The sequence below is a fragment of the Pseudoalteromonas sp. SMS1 genome (assembly GCF_021530565.1).
Classification (GTDB): domain Bacteria; phylum Pseudomonadota; class Gammaproteobacteria; order Enterobacterales; family Alteromonadaceae; genus Pseudoalteromonas.
Genome location: NZ_JAKGBI010000002.1, coordinates 147,313 through 164,470 on the forward strand (window position 1 = coordinate 147,313; position 17,158 = coordinate 164,470).

The 17,158-nt window shown below is 43.9% G+C and carries 16 protein-coding genes; 8 read left to right on the forward strand and 8 right to left on the reverse strand.

Annotated elements, in window-relative coordinates:
- The first annotated feature begins 10 nt into the window (after window positions 1–10).
- The 4 genes from L1286_RS02445 to L1286_RS02460 are packed head-to-tail and all read left to right on the forward strand — an operon-like array spanning window position 11 to window position 3,401.
- Window positions 11–829: a heme/hemin ABC transporter substrate-binding protein gene (locus L1286_RS02445; protein ID WP_235405334.1), complete on the forward strand. Its 819-nt coding sequence runs from the start codon at window positions 11–13 to the stop codon at window positions 827–829.
- A complete protein-coding gene (locus L1286_RS02450) occupies window positions 826–1,875 on the forward strand; it encodes a FecCD family ABC transporter permease (protein WP_235405335.1) in 1,050 nt (349 codons plus the stop codon). The genes L1286_RS02445 and L1286_RS02450 overlap by 4 nt, the downstream gene beginning before the upstream one ends.
- Window positions 1,868–2,665 (forward strand): heme ABC transporter ATP-binding protein, encoded by a 798-nt coding sequence (locus L1286_RS02455; RefSeq protein WP_235405336.1) that lies wholly within the window; start codon window positions 1,868–1,870, stop codon window positions 2,663–2,665. Before L1286_RS02450 ends, L1286_RS02455 begins: the two co-directional genes overlap by 8 nt.
- On the forward strand, window positions 2,658–3,401 hold the full coding sequence (locus L1286_RS02460; protein ID WP_235405337.1) for a HugZ family pyridoxamine 5'-phosphate oxidase: 744 nt from the start codon (window positions 2,658–2,660) through the stop codon (window positions 3,399–3,401). The genes L1286_RS02455 and L1286_RS02460 overlap by 8 nt, the downstream gene beginning before the upstream one ends.
- 73 nt (window positions 3,402–3,474) lie before the next feature.
- On the opposite strand, the gene ffh is transcribed toward L1286_RS02460, so the two are convergent.
- Window positions 3,475–4,854, reverse strand: a complete 1,380-nt coding sequence (ffh, locus tag L1286_RS02465) for a signal recognition particle protein (protein WP_235405338.1) — start codon at window positions 4,852–4,854, stop codon at window positions 3,475–3,477.
- A 164-nt stretch (window positions 4,855–5,018) separates the two neighbouring features.
- Here ffh and L1286_RS02470 point away from each other — a divergent pair, with 164 nt between their 5' ends.
- Together L1286_RS02470 and L1286_RS02475 are read left to right on the forward strand one after the other, a co-directional pair.
- Entirely contained in the window at window positions 5,019–5,822 is an 804-nt protein-coding gene (locus L1286_RS02470; RefSeq protein ID WP_235405339.1) for a cytochrome C assembly family protein, read from the forward strand.
- Window positions 5,823–5,905: 83 nt separating this feature from the next.
- Window positions 5,906–7,183, forward strand: coding sequence for an HlyC/CorC family transporter (locus L1286_RS02475; protein WP_235405340.1), 1,278 nt, complete (start codon window positions 5,906–5,908; stop codon window positions 7,181–7,183).
- Between the two features lie 78 nt (window positions 7,184–7,261).
- Here the strand turns inward: L1286_RS02475 and L1286_RS02480 are convergent, their stop codons facing one another.
- The 6 genes from L1286_RS02480 to rluD all read right to left on the reverse strand — a co-directional run bounded on the left by L1286_RS02480 (window position 7,262) and on the right by rluD (window position 15,099).
- On the reverse strand, window positions 7,262–7,870 hold the full coding sequence (locus L1286_RS02480; RefSeq protein WP_235405341.1) for a transglycosylase SLT domain-containing protein: 609 nt from the start codon (window positions 7,868–7,870) through the stop codon (window positions 7,262–7,264).
- 116 nt (window positions 7,871–7,986) lie between these two features.
- Complete coding sequence (gene gshA / locus L1286_RS02485; RefSeq protein ID WP_235405342.1) at window positions 7,987–9,564, reverse strand: glutamate--cysteine ligase; 1,578 nt, start codon at window positions 9,562–9,564, stop codon at window positions 7,987–7,989.
- 67 nt (window positions 9,565–9,631) lie between these two features.
- Window positions 9,632–10,567: an NADP-dependent oxidoreductase gene (locus tag L1286_RS02490; protein WP_235405343.1), complete on the reverse strand. Its 936-nt coding sequence runs from the start codon at window positions 10,565–10,567 to the stop codon at window positions 9,632–9,634.
- A gap of 169 nt (window positions 10,568–10,736) precedes the next feature.
- Window positions 10,737–13,313: an ATP-dependent chaperone ClpB gene (gene clpB, locus L1286_RS02495; RefSeq protein WP_235405344.1), complete on the reverse strand. Its 2,577-nt coding sequence runs from the start codon at window positions 13,311–13,313 to the stop codon at window positions 10,737–10,739.
- Between the two features lie 78 nt (window positions 13,314–13,391).
- The gene (gene pgeF / locus L1286_RS02500) at window positions 13,392–14,132 is read right to left on the reverse strand and encodes a peptidoglycan editing factor PgeF (RefSeq protein ID WP_442961658.1); all 741 of its coding nucleotides are present in this window, start codon (window positions 14,130–14,132) and stop codon (window positions 13,392–13,394) included.
- Window positions 14,122–15,099: a 23S rRNA pseudouridine(1911/1915/1917) synthase RluD gene (rluD, locus tag L1286_RS02505; RefSeq protein WP_235405345.1), complete on the reverse strand. Its 978-nt coding sequence runs from the start codon at window positions 15,097–15,099 to the stop codon at window positions 14,122–14,124. The genes pgeF and rluD overlap by 11 nt, the downstream gene beginning before the upstream one ends.
- Window positions 15,100–15,222: 123 nt before the next feature.
- Here rluD and L1286_RS02510 point away from each other — a divergent pair, with 123 nt between their 5' ends.
- A complete protein-coding gene (locus L1286_RS02510; protein WP_235405346.1) occupies window positions 15,223–15,981 on the forward strand; it encodes an outer membrane protein assembly factor BamD in 759 nt (252 codons plus the stop codon).
- A gap of 45 nt (window positions 15,982–16,026) precedes the next feature.
- Here L1286_RS02510 and glnB read toward each other — a convergent pair whose 3' ends face one another.
- Window positions 16,027–16,365, reverse strand: a complete 339-nt coding sequence (gene glnB / locus L1286_RS02515) for a nitrogen regulatory protein P-II (RefSeq protein ID WP_010382451.1) — start codon at window positions 16,363–16,365, stop codon at window positions 16,027–16,029.
- A gap of 131 nt (window positions 16,366–16,496) precedes the next feature.
- On the opposite strand from glnB, the gene L1286_RS02520 reads away from it, so the two are divergent.
- The gene (locus L1286_RS02520; protein WP_235405347.1) at window positions 16,497–17,039 is read left to right on the forward strand and encodes a pilus assembly FimT family protein; all 543 of its coding nucleotides are present in this window, start codon (window positions 16,497–16,499) and stop codon (window positions 17,037–17,039) included.
- Window positions 17,040–17,158 lie beyond the last annotated feature (119 nt).

The following is a 17,158-nucleotide window of genomic DNA, read 5'->3' on the forward strand; positions in this document are numbered from 1 at the left end:
GAGAAAAGTAATGAAACACGCAATATTTATAGGTCTTTTTCTGGCCGTATTGAGCTTTAACGCTGCTGCCGAGCGCATTGTTGTCGCGGGAGGTACCATCACTGATATCGTCTATGCATTAGAAGCTGGAGAGGATGTGGTCGCGGTCGATACTTCAAGTACCTGGCCACCGAAAGCGGTGTCGTTACCTAAAGTTGGCTATTACCGAGATTTAGCCGCTGAGGGGATTTTATCTCAAAAGCCGACCTTGATCTTAACGCTTGAAGGCGCGGGTCGTCCGCAAGTGTTAACACAAATTAAAAGTACGGGTGTGCCAGTCAAGCAGTATGACAAACCTAAGCAAGTGAGTGGATTATTTGCACTCATCAACCAAGTCGCGGTTGATCTCAATAAACAACCGCAAGCTGAAAAATTAATTAAAACTCTGAAGCAACAACTCCCCAATAAACCTAAACCATCCACCACCAAAGCGTTATTTATTCTTTCAGCGGGTGAAAGAGGTGTTATGGTCGCGGGCAAAGAAACGGTGCCCGATATCTTGTTTGGTTATACCGGTATAAAAAATCTTGCATCCCACAATGGTTTTAAACCCTTTAATAGAGAAGCCTTGCTAGTAAGTGACCCAGATTTTTTAGTTGCCCCAAGCCACGTCGTTTATGGTGCAGGTGGCCCCGAAAAGTTTTGTCAGCAAGCTGCGCTTGCTTTGATCCCTGCTGCGAAGGAGTGTCGTTTGTTGGTTATGGATTCATTGATGTCGCTGGGAATGACTACGCGTCTACCAGAAGCCATTGCCAAACTCGATTCATTTCATCGTAAGCAAGCACTATGAGCAACATTGCCCTCCCTATTTTAAATTCCAAACATCACCTGAAGTGGTACTGGCTGAGCATGATATTACTGCTCAGCTTAGCTTGGCTGTCTCTTAGCAGTGGGCCAGTCGGCTGGGATTGGAAAATGCCAATTGCATGGCTGCTACCAGATACAATGACGACAGATATTAACGAACTCCAGATGAGTGTTGTGTCACAGATAAGGCTACCAAGGCTATTATTGGCTATCCTCATTGGTTCAGTCCTCGCTTGCAGCGGTGCCGCCACTCAAGCGCTTTGCCGTAACCCACTGGCAGACCCCAGTTTAATGGGTGTAACAGGTGGCGCTGCCGTTGCTGCAATCGCAGTTATCGCACTCGCGCCTAAAGTCAGCTTTATCAATGAAGCAATGGTTGCTCCCGCTGCTTTCATTGGCGCATTGACAATTACCAGCGTTATTTACCGCTTAGCTAATCATCAGGGCCAAGTTCAAATCACAACATTGCTCCTCGCTGGCGTTGCAATCAATGCCATTGCAATGGCAATCATTGGCCTGTTTAGCTTTTTTGCAGACGATAGCTCCTTGAGGCTCATGACTTACTGGCAAATGGGATCTCTGGGGGGAGCGAGCTGGTCAGCTATGACCTATGGTGCGCCACTTATCGTGGTCAGTACCATCATGCTTATCTTAAAAAGGCGTCAAATCAATGCATTAATGCTGGGTGAACGAGATGCGCGACATTTAGGGGTGAACGTAAAACGTTTAAAAACCGAAGTTGTATTCTTAGTTGCACTCGGTGTGGGGGGGGCAGTTGCAATGGCTGGCATGATTGGCTTTGTTGGCCTCGTTGTTCCTCACATCGCGCGCCTATTAGTCGGTCCAGATTTACGTAAAATGCTGCCTCTGAGCATGTTGCTTGGCTGCTTACTCATGTTATTAGCGGACTGGATCGCGCGTTTAATTGTTGCTCCTTCAGAGCTGCCTATCGGTATAGTAACAGCGCTTTTCGGCGCCCCTTTCTTTATTTATCAACTCGTAAAACAAAAGCGAGGTAGCCATGCTTGAGTGCAAGAATGTCGGTATTACCCGCGGTAATAAACGTATCATTCATGATCTTTCGTTTACAGCTAGCCAAGGAGAGTTCATCGTTTTACTTGGTGAAAATGGCGCGGGCAAATCAACCTTACTCAGTGCGATTTGCGACGACTTAAACTATTCGGGCGAAGTCTTATTTAATGGCAAATCTATGGTGCAATATGCGCCTCAAAAGCTGGCGACTCAACGTGCTATGCTGCTGCAAAACAACCGTGTAAATTTTGCTTTTAGCGCGGCAGAGCTCATAGCCATGGGGCGTTACCCATACCATGAAACAGCCCACGCGCAGGCAAACGAAGTCAATGATATTATCGGACAACTGGCACTGGAGTCACTGGTCGACAGAGATGTCACCGTGCTATCTGGCGGTGAATTTCAACGTGTCCAATTTGCAAGGTGTATTGCCCAACTCAATGCCCACCAAGCACATACAACCGGTAAGCTGATGTTGCTAGACGAACCGACTTCAGCGCTCGATCTGCATCATCAGCATACCACTTTAAGCAAAGCCAAAACATTTGCCGAGCAAGGCAATTGTGTTATTGCAGTGTTGCATGATTTGAATCTTGCATCTTTATACGCAGATCGAATTTTACTGTTACATCATGGCAATATTTACCATGATGGCGACCCAAAAGACGTTTTGCGCCCGGAAGTATTACAACCTATCTATCGAGCTGGCATGCAAATTAACTTGCACCCCAGCTTTCAAATCCCTATGATTTTTTCAGAACCGCTAACAGGAGCCTCCAATGCGTGAACAAGCCGCTTTTGAAGCACGCACCTTAGTAAGACAATCAAATGTCTGCGTAATTTCAACCATTTCAAAGAACCTTCACGGGTACCCTTTTGGATCTGTGTCTCCTTTTATGACGGATAACCAAGGTAGACTTATTTTCTATATTGCGGGAATTGCACAACATTCTCGCAACTTAACAGACGACAGCCGTATGTGTGCGACGGTATTTGATGCCGCCGATGAAGGAGATCAAAATGCGCATGCCCGCGTCACCGTCGTAGGAGACGCTGCGCCCGTGCCAGCGGAAGAAGCGGAAGCATTACTTGAACGCTACGAGCGCCAATATCCGGAAGCGATATCATATCGTCAGGCCCATGACTTTCGATTGTGGCGTATGGAAGTGAAACGCGTTCGCTACATCGGTGGATTTGGTCATATTTTTTGGATAGAAAAAGATGAATGGAATGCGCAAACACCGGAGTGGACACTGGAAGATGAAAAAAGGATGGTCGAACACATGAATGACGATCATGCTGACGCTAACCAATTAATGCTCAAATTAATTCATGGAGTCGAAGCAGATAACGTCGTTATGACGACCCTTGTTCCCGACGGTTGCTACCTGAGAGCCAACGATAAAAACTTTTACATTCAATTCGAAAATAATTGTTTAGACAGTAAAGCGGTTCGTATGGAGCTGGTCAGACTGACCAAACAGGCAAGAAAAGCATTGAATGCCGAAGCCACTCAAGACTAACAGTCTTATGGTTCGACCCTGTAGATAAATAAAAGGGAAGTGTCATCACTTCCCTTTCTCAATACTAATATGATTAGAATTTAGGGCCGCCGCCGCCAAACATACCCGGTGGCATCATACCTTTCATACCTTTCATCATTTTCATCATGCCGCCTTTGCCTTTCATCTTCTTCATCATCTTCTGCATCTGCGTAAATTGCTTAAGCAGCTTATTGATATCTTGTACTTGAGTACCAGAGCCAGCAGCAATACGCTTCTTGCGAGAACCTTTGATGATTTCAGGACGCGCACGCTCTTTTGGCGTCATTGAACTGATAATCGCTTCCATCTGATTAAAAGTTTTGTCATTGACTTGACCTTTCACTGCATCAGGTAGGTTGTTCATACCAGGTAACTTTTCTAGCATGGACATCATTCCGCCCATGTTTTTCATTTGCTTAAGTTGTTCTGCAAAATCTTCTAGTGTGAAACCATCACCTTTGAAAACTTTCTCAGCTACCTTTGCTGCTTTGTCTTTATCGACTTTGGCTTCAACTTCTTCGATAAGTGACAACACATCACCCATACCAAGAATACGTGAGGCAATACGGTCTGGGTGGAATGGTTCAAGTGCATCAGTACGTTCACCGACACCAATGAATTTAATTGGTTTGCCTGTGATATGACGAATTGATAATGCTGCACCACCTCGTGCATCACCATCTGTTTTAGTCAAAATGACACCGGTTAATGGCAGTGCTTCATCGAACGCTTTCGCGGTGTTAGCTGCATCCTGACCTGTCATTGAGTCAACAACAAATAGCGTTTCAATCGGATTAATCGCCGCGTTTAACTCTTTGATCTCATCCATCATGTCGCTATCGACATGCAAGCGACCGGCGGTATCCACCAATACGACATCAATGAATTTTTTCTTAGCGTGACTCACTGCATTATTGGCAATGTCTACCGGCTTTTGCGAAATGTCACTTGGGAAGAACTCTACGTCAACTTCTGTTGCCAGTGTCTCAAGCTGCTTGATAGCCGCAGGACGATATACGTCAGCACTGACCACCAGCACGGACTTTTTCTTTTTCTCTTTCAAGAATTTTGCCAGCTTACCAACACTGGTGGTTTTACCAGCCCCCTGAAGGCCTGCCATCATGACCACAGCAGGTGGTTGAGCATTCAGGTTTAGCTCTTCATTCGCTTCACCCATGGCCTTTTCAAGTTCTTCACGCACAATTTTAATGAAAACCTGACCAGGGCTTAGGCTTTTAGTAACTTCAACACCTACGGCACGTTCTTTAACTTGCTTTACAAACTCACGTACCACGGGCAGCGCAACGTCAGCCTCAAGTAACGCCATACGCACTTCGCGCAGCGTTTCTTTAATATTATCTTCTGTCAAACGGCCTCTGCCGCTGATATTTTTAAGCGTTTTTCCTAAGCGTTCTTGGAGGTTCTCAAACATGTATCGCTTCCACTATCTCGTAATTACGCAACATTATACTGATATGCGCGCCACTAATACAGTATTCAAGTTATACAAAGATTCTTTTTACAAAGTCTTTGCAAGCGACGAGGCTTAAAATACAATAGCCTATAAAAGGACCACGTAAAGTAGACATAAAGTTCATGATCATTATTTTGTCATTGTTGGCGAGCCTGTTTTACACACTGGCGACGGGGCACGTGCTTTCGCGCTTGTTTCACAAAGAAGGCCCAAGCCAAAAATTAACAGTCATCTTAAGTACTGTCGCAATTCTGAGTCACATGCTCGTGCTCGTGAACTCCGTATTTACACAGTATGGCCAAGATTTAAGTACTATAAATATCGCATTGCTTACTTGCTGGATTATCGTGGTCTCAGTGACAACCGTATCGCTTAAGTTCCCCGCGACTCTGTTATTACCTGTGGTATACGGTTTTGCTGCGATTTTACTGGTCGCAAGCCTATTCATTCCACATCACATTATTATGGACGACATTAATGTCGACTTGGGCTTAGTGACACACATATCACTGTCTTTATTGGCGTACTGTATTTTAATTATCGCTACGCTTTATGCCGTACAATTCTTCTTTATTGACAAGCGACTCAAAAGCAAAGATCTCGCGATTATGAACAGCCACCTACCACCACTGATGCAGGTTGAATCTCAACTTTATCAGTTACTCACTGTAGGTACCGCTTTACTCACCTTAGCACTCCTCGCTGGGTTTGTATTTCTCGAAGGGATGTTTGACAAAGCGTCTATTCATAAAACGGTTTTGTCGCTCATCGCTTGGGTTATTTTTAGCGCCGTGACCATTGGTCATCATCAATTTGGGTGGCGTGGAAAACCCGTCGTTTTTGCTGTTTTGGGCGCTTCAGGCATCGTTACTTTGGCCTATTTTGGCAGTCGATTTATACAAGAAGTTATCTTAGATAAATTTTAGAATAAGAAATGTCAGTCTGGAACTTGACTCTGATTCTATGCTGACGCTTAATAGCCTTTCGAAAGCAAATAAAGGATCCTCTGTTGGACGACATATCTACTAGCGCCTTGTTTATTATACTTGGCGTATTGATACTGATTTCTGGTTACTTCTCCAGTTCTGAAACTGGCATCATGTCGATTAACCGCTATCGCCTTAGACACTTAGTGAAAGAGAATAATAAATCAGCTAAGCGTGTAGACAAGCTACTGAAAAGACCCGATCGACTGATCGGGCTTATCCTTATCGGCAATAACCTCGTCAATATTGCCGCGTCCGCAGTTGCAACCGTGATCGGTATGCGCTTACTGGGTGATGCGGGTATTGTCGTAGCAACTTTTGCATTGACGCTCGTTATCCTAATTTTTGCAGAGGTCACACCGAAAACGCTGGCCGCGCTTTATCCTGAAAAAGTCGCTTTCCCAAGCTCTGTTATCTTAAAAGTATTGCTTAAAGTCTTGTTCCCTGTCGTCGTGACGGTTAACTGGATAACCAACGGCATGCTGAAGTTATTTGGTGTATCGCCAGAGCAAATTGAAGAACATAGCCTCAGTAAAGAAGAACTGAAAACCGTCGTCAATGAGTCCAGTGCAATGCTGCCTACCAATCATAGCAACATGTTGACTTCAATATTAGATCTAGAGCAAGTTACTGTGGAAGACATTATGATCCCACGCAGTGAGATCAATGCTATTGATATAAATGATGATTGGAAAGATATTACGCGCAGGCTAACCAATGCCCAACATACACGGGTGTTATTGTATCGTGACCAAATAGATGATGCCGTTGGTTTCATCCACTCTCGTGACGCTTTGCGATTGCTCACAAAAGAGCAGTTTGATAAGCCCTCTCTGTTGCGAGCCGTGCGTGAAATCTACTTTATTCCTGAAGGCACTTCGCTCAACACGCAATTGTTAAAGTTCCAACAGAATAAAGAAAGAATTGGTTTAGTTGTAGACGAATATGGTGACATTCAAGGGTTGGTTACGCTGGAAGATATCTTAGAAGAAGTTGTCGGCGACTTCACAACGACTCAAACCCCAACTCCCAGTGACGAAGTTAAAGTACAAAGTGACGGCTCTGTATTGGTTGATGGTGGCGCAAATATTCGGGATCTCAACAAAGAGATGGGCTGGGAACTTCCAACTGAAGGTCCAAAAACGCTCAGTGGACTGATTATTGAGTATCTTGAGGATATTCCTGAAAATCAGCTAAGTTTAAAAATTGCGAATTACCCAATGGAAGTTTTGGAGGTAAAGGAAAACATGATAAAGATGGTTAAAATTTTTCCATTGCAACCCACAAAGTCAGCTTCTTAGATAAGCGCAGTGCAAGCTGATTAACCTCAACCTTATGTCTATATATTGGGTCGCAACCGCGACCCAAACATTCCTACTTTATGAGAACAACCGTTCAAACCAACTTTTGTTTAAATCGTCTTCACATCGTTTTAGCTGTGCACCATAACGTGAAGCACGATGTTTAACTTTATTCGCCACTTGCATAAGCCATTTTTTCTTCTTGTAAGTACCTCTGCGATACCCACCCCAGCCTTCATGATAGTTTAGGTATTGCGCATACGCATTCCACTTAGATACGCCATTTACTTTATGCGTTTTGTAAACAAACCACCCCATAAAGTCTATCGCATCTTCAAAGTCGTCTCTATCTGCGCCAGAATTACCTGTTTCGCGAATATAATCACTCCAAGTCATTGTTTTTGCTTGAGAGTAGCCATACGCAGAACTTGCTCGACCGATGGGTATGAACCCAAGAAAATACTCCATCGGCGGTGCGGCATCATGCCTAAATGAGCTTTCTTGATACATCATGCTCATCAACACATGTTTTGGTGCCCCCCACTTTTCTTGTGCGTCCCGAGCGTCGTAATACCAATCTTCTTTTTCTTCAAAAATCTTACAAATATCATTAGGTTGCTTAGGTGGAGCAGTGGCGCAACCGGCCAAAACTAGCAGTAGCGGTAAAAAAATTATTTTTTTTTGCATTTTTTTCAAACTCACCTGAACTTTTCTAAATTGCTAAGGTCATATTACTTGAATGCAGCAGTTTAGCATTGTTTCATCCCTGATATTTTTGACGCAGCCAACTTGGCTGCGTTTTTTTATGCCTTGTCGAAATAGTCTTGTAAAAACGCGTTGAATGACAAAGTGTCACCTGCCAAAACCGCTTTTTCATCTTCGAATGATTGCACTGCCTGCTTGTTTAAGCTCGCTTCACTGTAGTATTGATAATCGCCGCGTAAGTGCGCTTCTTTATACTCTTGCGCCATACTTAGTGCTTGCTCTGAAGAATCGCCACCTGTCTCACGAAGTCTTGAGACCAATTGACCTGAGAACGTCTCATCCGGACACGCAATCCAGTTTGCAAGCTTGTTCACAGTTTCTGAGTACAGTTTGCTTCCGTGTGCTGAATCAAATAGTTGTGCAATACTCACAAGCTCTGAGAATATCTCATTACCCCACTGAGCAATCGTGATCTGCTCTTCACCTCGTTGCAATACCGTGCTGGTATCACGGCCTGTACTAATGACATGCTGTAAATTCTTGTCTGACTCTTGCTGTTCTTTCCAACTCATTTGTGGTGCATCTTTAAGCAAACAATAGGTCAAAAATACGTCTAAGAACCTAATTTGCTCGATACTGATCCCAGTATCAACAAACGGGTTTACATCGAGTGCTCGGATCTCGATGTACTCGATACCACCTCGAGATAAAGCCTGAGTCGGTGTTTCGTGTTTCAATGCATTGCGCTTTGGCCTGATCGGAGAATAGAACTCGTTTTCTATTTGAAGAATATTCTTATTCAGCTGCTTGGGTTCTGCCGAATGGAAGTCTGCAATACCTTCATAGAGATCAGAACGGCTGCGAATCGCGCTTTGTAACCCAGCCACATATTCAGACAAGCTGTTATACATGACTTTTAAAGATGATTGCTCGCTGTTGGTATAACCTAAATCGCCTAGCCTTAATGCAGTACCATGGGGTAAAAATAAAGTGCCCTTACCCTGCTTTTCAAAAGGTAGGTTACTTTGTTTGCCTTGTAGAAAAGAGCTACATAACGCAGGCGATGCACCAAATAAATAACTAATTAGCCAAAGCTCTCGCTTAAAGTTACGGATTAGCCCTAAATATTTATTCGATATGAAATCTTGTAATTCGCTGTCATCTTGTTCACTTTCTTTCAGTGACAGCCAAAACGACTCTGGAAATGAGGTATTAAAGTGGACGCCCGCAATAGCTTGCATCATACTGCCATACCGGTTTTTTAGCCCTTCTCTGTACAACGTTTTCATTTTACCGATATTCGAGTTACCAAACTGCGCTAAAACAATATCTTCTTGATTTTCGATAAAGCAAGGCATACTCATCGGCCACAACATTTCGTTGCCCATGTGTGCAAGCGTATGTTTTTGTAAATCTCTTAACTGTGACAGTGTTTGCTCGGCTGATGTACTTACAGGCGTTATAAACTCAAGTAAAGACTCAGAAAAATCTGTGGTGATCGCGCTATGTGTTAAAGGGTGACCTACACCTTCTGGATGCGGTGTTTTGGCTATCTTACCAGATGGCTGGATCCGCAATGCTTCTCGTTCTATACCTCGCTGAATGCCGGATAAAGAGGCGACAAGCGTTGGTGTGGCAAGCTTTTCTAGCTTGCTTGCAAAATTAGTTTGTTTCAAAAAAATACCTCGAGGCTCGGATCAAGCTTAAGTTATGCCATCCTCAATGGGGGCAAAATATAAATACTCAAGCCACAATTATAACTTTACCAAAATGATGGCCTTGCTCAACAAACGCGTGTGCGTCGCTTATTTCTTCTAATGGATATTCTTTACTCACAATCACTTTCAATTGGCCGGCCTGCACCGCTTGATACAGAGCTTCAAGCTGTTTTTTGTTTGTTTCAACCAGCACACCTTCGCCTTGTATGCCAATTGTTTGAGCATACCCTATCACATCATCTTTCGTCACGGTTGGAACGGTAACAAGACGTGCGCCCGTTTGTAAATTGTTCAGCAAGTTTTTAGCGACTTCTCCCCCCACTAAATCTAACAGCTGACCATGTCTTTTTTCTGCGAAAAATTCATCATAGCTTAAAGACGCGATACCAAGTTCAAGACCATCGACCAGCTCACACCTTGTCGTCACGGCCACTACATCAAACCCCGATGTTTTCGCTATTTGTATCGCTAAGTGCCCGACACCACCAGTAGGCGCATTAACAAATAAAGTACCTTGATTGGGCGAAAACTTTGCCAATGCTTGTACCGCAGTTAGTCCCGCTAAACAAAGACCTGCGATATCTGAAGAAACTTTCTCATCAACAACAATTAATTCTTCAGCACTTGCAGCAACATGAGAAGCATAACACCCTGGATTGGCTGCAAAGCCAACCATACCCAACACGGTATCGCCCACTTTCAGGTCCGAGACCTCACCGCCAACTCTTTCAATGATACCCAGCACATCATAACCTAGCGGTAAAAACGCGCTCGCCTGCTTTGCTTGCGCTACATACCCCAATCCACTGCGTGTCTTAATATCAATCGGGTTGATTGAAGAGGCAAGTACACGCACCCATACCTGCTGCGCTTCGAGTGCTGGCTGAGTCATCAGCCTAGCAATAAGTTGGTCTGCTGAACCAAATTCTGTTATGCCGACTTGCTTATATTGATTATTCATGAAACGCCATCAAAATAGACTAAATAGCCACTAAATCTACCATACAAAACGACATCCCCCCAATAACTTCATCGCGTTCTTGGGGGGATTCATAAGATTAACAATTAAAACTAAACGACTGTTTATAAAACAAACATAGCCAATCGTTTAGGGGGTTCGACTGAAACAGCTAAAGTGCTTCAAAATAAATTGCATCGTCTTTGACCGAAACGGTGATTTTATCAGCGCCGACAAAATCACCTTGCAATAGATTTTGCGCCAATGGATTTTCAATATACTGTTGGATTGCCCGCTTCAATGGCCTTGCACCAAATACGGGGTCAAACCCGCTTTGCGCTATTTTGTCCAATGCCTCGTTACTCACCTCAAAGCTAAAGCCATTGTCTCTCAAACGAGATGCCAGTTTATCCAACTGAATACTCGCAATTTGCTTGATATGCTCGGTCACTAACGGATGAAATACCACTGTTTCATCTATGCGATTGATAAACTCTGGCCTAAATTGGGTTGTGAGCACTTCCATCAGCTTGGCTTTTAAAGCCACATAATCATTATTGCCAGCTTGCTCCTGAATGACGTCTGAGCCCAGATTTGACGTCATGATGATCACGGTATTCTTGAAGTCCACGGTGCGCCCTTGGCCATCCGTTAACCTGCCATCATCCAGTACTTGTAATAGGATGTTAAACACATCAGGGTGCGCTTTTTCAACTTCATCCAGTAACACCACGGAGTAAGGTCTGCGTCTAACAGCCTCCGTTAAATAGCCACCTTCTTCATATCCGACATAGCCAGGGGGGGCGCCCACCAGTCGAGCAACAGAGTGCTTTTCCATAAATTCTGACATGTCAATACGCACCATCGCATCTTCCGTGTCAAACATAAAGCTTGCCAGCGCTTTTGTCAGTTCGGTTTTACCCACCCCAGTTGGACCTAAAAACAAAAACGAGCCAATGGGACGATTTGGATCCGCCAATCCAGCCCTAGAGCGACGTATTGCATTTGCCACGGCATTGACTGCCTCATCTTGTCCAATGACTTTATGATGCAACTCTCCTTCCATATTCAGCAATTTTTCTCGCTCGCCCTGTAACATCTTAGTCACCGGGATCCCCGTCCAGCGCGATAAAATCTCTGCAATTTCATCCTCAGACACTTGATTTTTTAGTAAGCTCATTTCTTGCATTTCAGCTTGTGATGCAAGATCAAGTTTTCTCTCTAACGCCGGAATACGACCGTATTGCAATTCTGACATGCGTTGTAAATCACTCGCCCGTCTTGCCACCTCAAGGTCTAAGCGCGCTTGTTCCAACTCAGCTTTGATGACTTGAGTACCTTGCAATGAGGCTTTTTCAGCGTTCCAAACCTCGTCCAGCTCTTTGTATTCACCTTCAAGCTGAACAATCAACGATTGCATTTCTTTACGGCGTTGTTGGCTCGCATCATCCTTCTCTTTTGCTAAAGCATTGTCTTCTAGTTTTAACTGAATGATCCGCCGTTCTAATTTATCTAGCTGCTCAGGTTTAGAATCTATTTGTAGGCGGATTGAAGAGCCAGCTTCATCAATTAGGTCGATTGCCTTGTCTGGCAATTGCCTATCGCTGATATAACGATGAGACAAATTAGCGGCTGCGACAATAGCTGGATCCGTAATATCTACAGAATGGTGTAATTCGTAACGCTCTTTGAGTCCACGTAGTATCGCTATCGTGTCTTCAACAGTTGGCTCAGACACAAACACCTTTTGAAAACGTCTTTCAAGTGCAGCATCTTTTTCGATGTACTGACGGTATTCATCGAGGGTCGTGGCGCCAACACAATGTAATTCGCCCCGTGCAAGCGCAGGCTTCAACATGTTGCCCGCGTCCATTGCACCATCCGTTTTACCCGCCCCTACCATCGTGTGAATTTCATCAATAAATAAAATGACGCTGCCTTCTTCTTTGGCCAGTTCATTCAGTACAGACTTAAGCCGCTCTTCGAATTCACCGCGATACTTGGCCCCAGCAACCAATGCACCTAAATCCAGAGACAATACACGTTTATGCTTTAATCCTTCAGGGACTTCTCCATTGATAATACGCTGTGCCAGTCCTTCTACAATGGCTGTTTTACCCACACCCGGCTCGCCAATTAATACTGGATTGTTTTTTGTTCTTCTTTGTAAGACTTGTATCGTGCGTCGGATCTCATCGTCTCGCCCTATGACCGGGTCCAACTTTCCCTGCTCTGCACGCTCTGTAAGATCAATGGTATATTTTTCGAGGGCTTGGCGCGTTTCTTCCGCATTGGGATCATCCACTTTCTGGCCACCACGAATCGCCTTAATGGCTTTTTCAATTTTATCCTGTGTGATATTCAACGCGCGAAATATATCACCTAACTCCCCTTTATCTTCACATGAAGCAAACACAAATAGTTCACTGGAGATATATTTATCTTTGCGCTTTTGTGCATATTTATCACACAAGTTAATGAGTGAGATCAGATTATTAGATAGCTGAACATCACCGCCCACACCTTCAACTTTAAACAGCCTCTCAATGGCTTGCGACAGTTTGGTGTTTAACTCATCAGCACTGACTCCTGCTTGGGCAAAAAGCGCCCTCACGCTCGAACCAGTTTGTTGCAGTAAGGCATACATTAAATGTACAGGTTCGATAAACTGATGGTCTCTTCCCAGAGCCAAAGATTGCGCATCTGATAATGCACTTTGAAATTTGCTGGTAAATCTGTCTAACCGCATGTGTTTTCACACCTAAGTAATCTAAACTACTTATTAAAATGGGTCCTCACAGAGGCAGGATCAAGTAGTAGATTTAATTTATTTGCGCCAGATCACAGTGGCCATTCGTCCACATTGCCCATCACGACGATAAGAGAAAAACCGTTCATGCTGCGTGACCGTACAGACATTGTCACTGTATATTTCCGTCACACCCAGCAAATTTAATTGCAACTTTGCGAGTAAAAAGATGTTAGCCAAAAACTTATCTTTTGATGTCGAGACAAATGCTTGAGAAAACGCCGGATTCTGCGTAACAAATGCGGTGTATACCTGCACGCCGACTTCAAATTCTTTTGGCCCAATTGCAGGCCCAAACCAAGCCACAATATCCGATGGCGTGGTTTTAAAGTGCTTAAGAGTGTTAGCAACAATTCCAGCCGCCAAAGGACGCCAACCGCCATGCAATGCTGCGACTTCATCAGCGTGTTTACTCGCCAATAAAATCGGCAAGCAGTCTGCCGTCATTATAGCCAGTGGCTTGCACCTTAAGTCGGTATAAAGAGCATCTGCGCGAACGACCTCTGACATGTCAGTATGTTGATTGACCACAAGCACATCGCTCCCATGTACTTGCTCCAACCAAACTGGCTCATCTGGTAAGTAGCTGTTTAACATCATGCGATTTTTGGTAACCGCTTCTGAGTTATCACCGACGTGATAAGCGAGATTAAAAGCGTCAAAAGGCGCTTTTGAGTGTCCACCCAAGCGGGTGCTGCTAACAGCACCGATTTGGCTTTGTATGGGCCAGCTTGGCAGAAACAGTGAGTTAGTACTCAATTTGTGGATTTTCCTTGCTGTCGCTGCGCAATATATCCGTCAGAGCTTGCATGTCCTCTGGTATTGGCGCTTCCCACGTCATCATTTCACCTGTGATAGGGTGCGCAATGCTCAGTTTAATCGCATGAAGCGCTTGTCGTTTGAATCCGCGTAACGTATCTAGGAAAGTCTCAGAAGCATTCTTTGGCGGACAAGGCCTACCACCATAAAGCTGATCACCAATTAAAGGGTGCTTTAAGTAAGCCATATGAACGCGGATTTGGTGCGTACGACCGGTTTCTAGACGAAGTCTAAGACGCGTGTGCGCTCTAAACTTTTCCGCAACACGATAGTGTGTAATTGCCGGTTTGCCCATCTCATGAACGGCCATGTGCGTGCGCTTGGTAGCATGACGACCAATTGGCTTTTCAATGAGGCCACCCGCCGTCATCGTTCCGTTACAAATAGCTTCGTACTCACGGGTAAAGTTGGTTCTCGCTTGCAGGTTTTTAACCAAATGCGTTTGTGCTTGAATTGTTTTCGCTACGACCATTAGACCTGTAGTGTCTTTATCAAGACGATGAACAATTCCTGCACGAGGTACATTGATGATGTCAGGGTGATGATACAACAGCGCGTTTAACACGGTCCCATTTGGATTACCGGCCCCTGGATGTACAACCAGCCCCATAGGCTTGTTGATAACTAAAATATCGTCATCTTCATAAACGATATCTAAAGCAATATCTTGCGCTTCATATTCACGCTCTGCTTCAATTTGTGTTTCGATCTCTACGAGTTCGCCACCAAATAGTTTTTCTTTGGGTGTGCTCAATGTTTGACCATTCACCGTTACTTTTTCATCCAATATCCAAGTTTTTATTCTTGAACGTGAAAAATCAGGGAACAATTGCGCTAATATTTGGTCTAGACGTTTACCGCCTAACTCGATTGGCACTTCGGCTTGTAGAGAAATTTGCTCTGACATGTGTAACTTTACCTAAATTACCAGTGCAAGCCTCGCTCGACTGGGTTAGAATCGCATAAATGCATAGTTTACTCGGTTTTACCGACTTGGCCTAGCCGAAGACAACGAAGGTAGTAAAATAAAATGATAATGAAGTTGGGAAAACGCGCTACAGCACTTTTAATAAGCGCATCTATACTAGGATTAGCCGCATGTTCTTCAGCCCCAGAACAAGAAGAAATAGAACGAGTACCAAATAAGTCGGTACAGGCACTCTATGAAGATGCTAAACAGACATTAGACTCTGGTTTATATGCAAGAGCCATTCAATTGTTGGGTGCTATTAATGCTCGCTACCCATTTGGTCCATACTCTAGACAGGTGCAAATGGACTTAGTCTATGCTTTTTATCAAACTGGTAATACAGATCAAGCTCTAGCAACAGTAGACCGCTTTATCCGCTTAAACCCCAATCACAAGAACCTAGACTACATGTATTACATGCGCGGGTTAATCAATATAAAAGCAGATGAAAATGCCTTTCAGGAATACTTTGGTGTAGACCGTGCAGACCGAGATGTAAGTAAGTCGCGCGTTGCATTCCAAGATTTATCCACTCTGGTTAGAAATTACCCAGACAGTAACTACACGCCAGAAGCAAAGAAGCGACTTGCTTGGTTGTTAAACAAAATGGCACGCTATGAGCTAAAGATCGCAACTTACTATTTCGAGAGGGAAGCCTATTTAGCCGCTGCAAACCGTGGGAAATATGTGGTAGAGCATTATTCTCAAAGTAGCTACTTGCTTGAAGCGCTGGATATGATGGAAAAAAGTTATGACAAGCTCGGTTTAACAGAATTAAGCGAACACGTTAGAAAAACTCGTGCTGTAAATCAACGATAAAAAATTGCTCGGGCATCCTTTGATGCCCGATGACCATTAAGGCAATTAAATCGCCTCTTCGTCTTCTTCACCAGTACGTATCCTTACTACACGCTCTACTTCGGTCACGAAAATCTTACCATCACCAATTTTGCCTGTTTGCGCCGTTTTTAAAATAACGTCAATCGCTCTATCGACATCTTCTTCAGCTAAGACAATATCTAGCTTTACCTTGGGCAAAAAATCTACCATGTACTCTGCACCACGATATAACTCGGTATGCCCTTTTTGGCGCCCAAAACCTTTTACTTCACACACTGTCATACCTGTAATGCCAATATCAGACAGCGCTTCCCTTACATCATCTAACTTAAACGGTTTAATTATTGCTTCAATCTTTTTCATGATTATCATGCTTCCTCTGGTAGTGGGTCGATTTTAGACAATCGGGCTGAGCAAGGCAAACAAAGGTATTGAATAAAATATTGAAAAAGCGCAATATAAAGTATCTCATATAAAAGTATCAGGAGCTTAAAATGCAGCAACAAAGAGGCATGAGCTTACTTGAACTGTTAATTACGATCGCTATTTTAGGCGTGCTTGCAGGCTTAACTTACTCGTTTACTCATTCAACCTTTCAGGACAATCGTGCAGAAAGTTTCTTGTTAGAACTGAAACGCAGCGTGACTTTTGCCAGAGCCAAGGCAACAGCAAGTGATGAAATTGTTATTTTATGCCCCGCGGTAGAAAGCTTACTCATCCAAAATAGAGACTTTTCATGTACGACAAACTGGAAAAGTAATCGTATCGTGATCTTTTTAGATCGTGACAACAATGGCGTATACTCCCCAAGCAATGACGACCTTCTGAGGGTAATGGAAAGAGTCAGCAACAATGACTCTCTTGATTACCCAGTCGCGTCTTTGAAGTTTGATTCAAGCGGTCGTTTAGGAAACGGTCAAAATGGTAATTTTATATATTGCCCAACAGGCGCCAATGCCCAAAACCAAAGTCTGAGCATTACCCAAGCAGGCACCGCGTTGTATACGGGTAACACGACTGACGCCTGCACCTTGTAATCACTAACGCCATAAACTTGGTCTCTTTGAAGAGGAATTGACACAAAGAGACCCTCATCGGTAAATATTAAGTCATTCATTTATACTTCTATTAGACTCACATACAAATAACGATGCCA

Excerpts from the sequence above, each read along its gene's own strand:
- ffh (WP_235405338.1), bottom strand. The coding sequence starts at position 4,854 with ATGTTTGAGAACCTCCAAGAACGCTTAGGAAAAACGCTTAAAAATATC.
- L1286_RS02480 (WP_235405341.1), bottom strand. The coding sequence starts at position 7,870 with ATGCAAAAAAAAATAATTTTTTTACCGCTACTGCTAGTTTTGGCCGGT.
- rluD (WP_235405345.1), bottom strand. The coding sequence starts at position 15,099 with ATGTCAGAGCAAATTTCTCTACAAGCCGAAGTGCCAATCGAGTTAGGC.
- L1286_RS02460 (WP_235405337.1), top strand. The coding sequence starts at position 2,658 with ATGCGTGAACAAGCCGCTTTTGAAGCACGCACCTTAGTAAGACAATCA.
- L1286_RS02520 (WP_235405347.1), top strand. The coding sequence starts at position 16,497 with ATGCAGCAACAAAGAGGCATGAGCTTACTTGAACTGTTAATTACGATC.
- glnB (WP_010382451.1), bottom strand. The coding sequence starts at position 16,365 with ATGAAAAAGATTGAAGCAATAATTAAACCGTTTAAGTTAGATGATGTA.
- L1286_RS02445 (WP_235405334.1), top strand. The coding sequence starts at position 11 with ATGAAACACGCAATATTTATAGGTCTTTTTCTGGCCGTATTGAGCTTT.
- L1286_RS02490 (WP_235405343.1), bottom strand. The coding sequence starts at position 10,567 with ATGAATAATCAATATAAGCAAGTCGGCATAACAGAATTTGGTTCAGCA.
- L1286_RS02455 (WP_235405336.1), top strand. The coding sequence starts at position 1,868 with ATGCTTGAGTGCAAGAATGTCGGTATTACCCGCGGTAATAAACGTATC.
- L1286_RS02510 (WP_235405346.1), top strand. The coding sequence starts at position 15,223 with ATGATAATGAAGTTGGGAAAACGCGCTACAGCACTTTTAATAAGCGCA.
- clpB (WP_235405344.1), bottom strand. The coding sequence starts at position 13,313 with ATGCGGTTAGACAGATTTACCAGCAAATTTCAAAGTGCATTATCAGAT.
- L1286_RS02470 (WP_235405339.1), top strand. The coding sequence starts at position 5,019 with ATGATCATTATTTTGTCATTGTTGGCGAGCCTGTTTTACACACTGGCG.
- L1286_RS02450 (WP_235405335.1), top strand. The coding sequence starts at position 826 with ATGAGCAACATTGCCCTCCCTATTTTAAATTCCAAACATCACCTGAAG.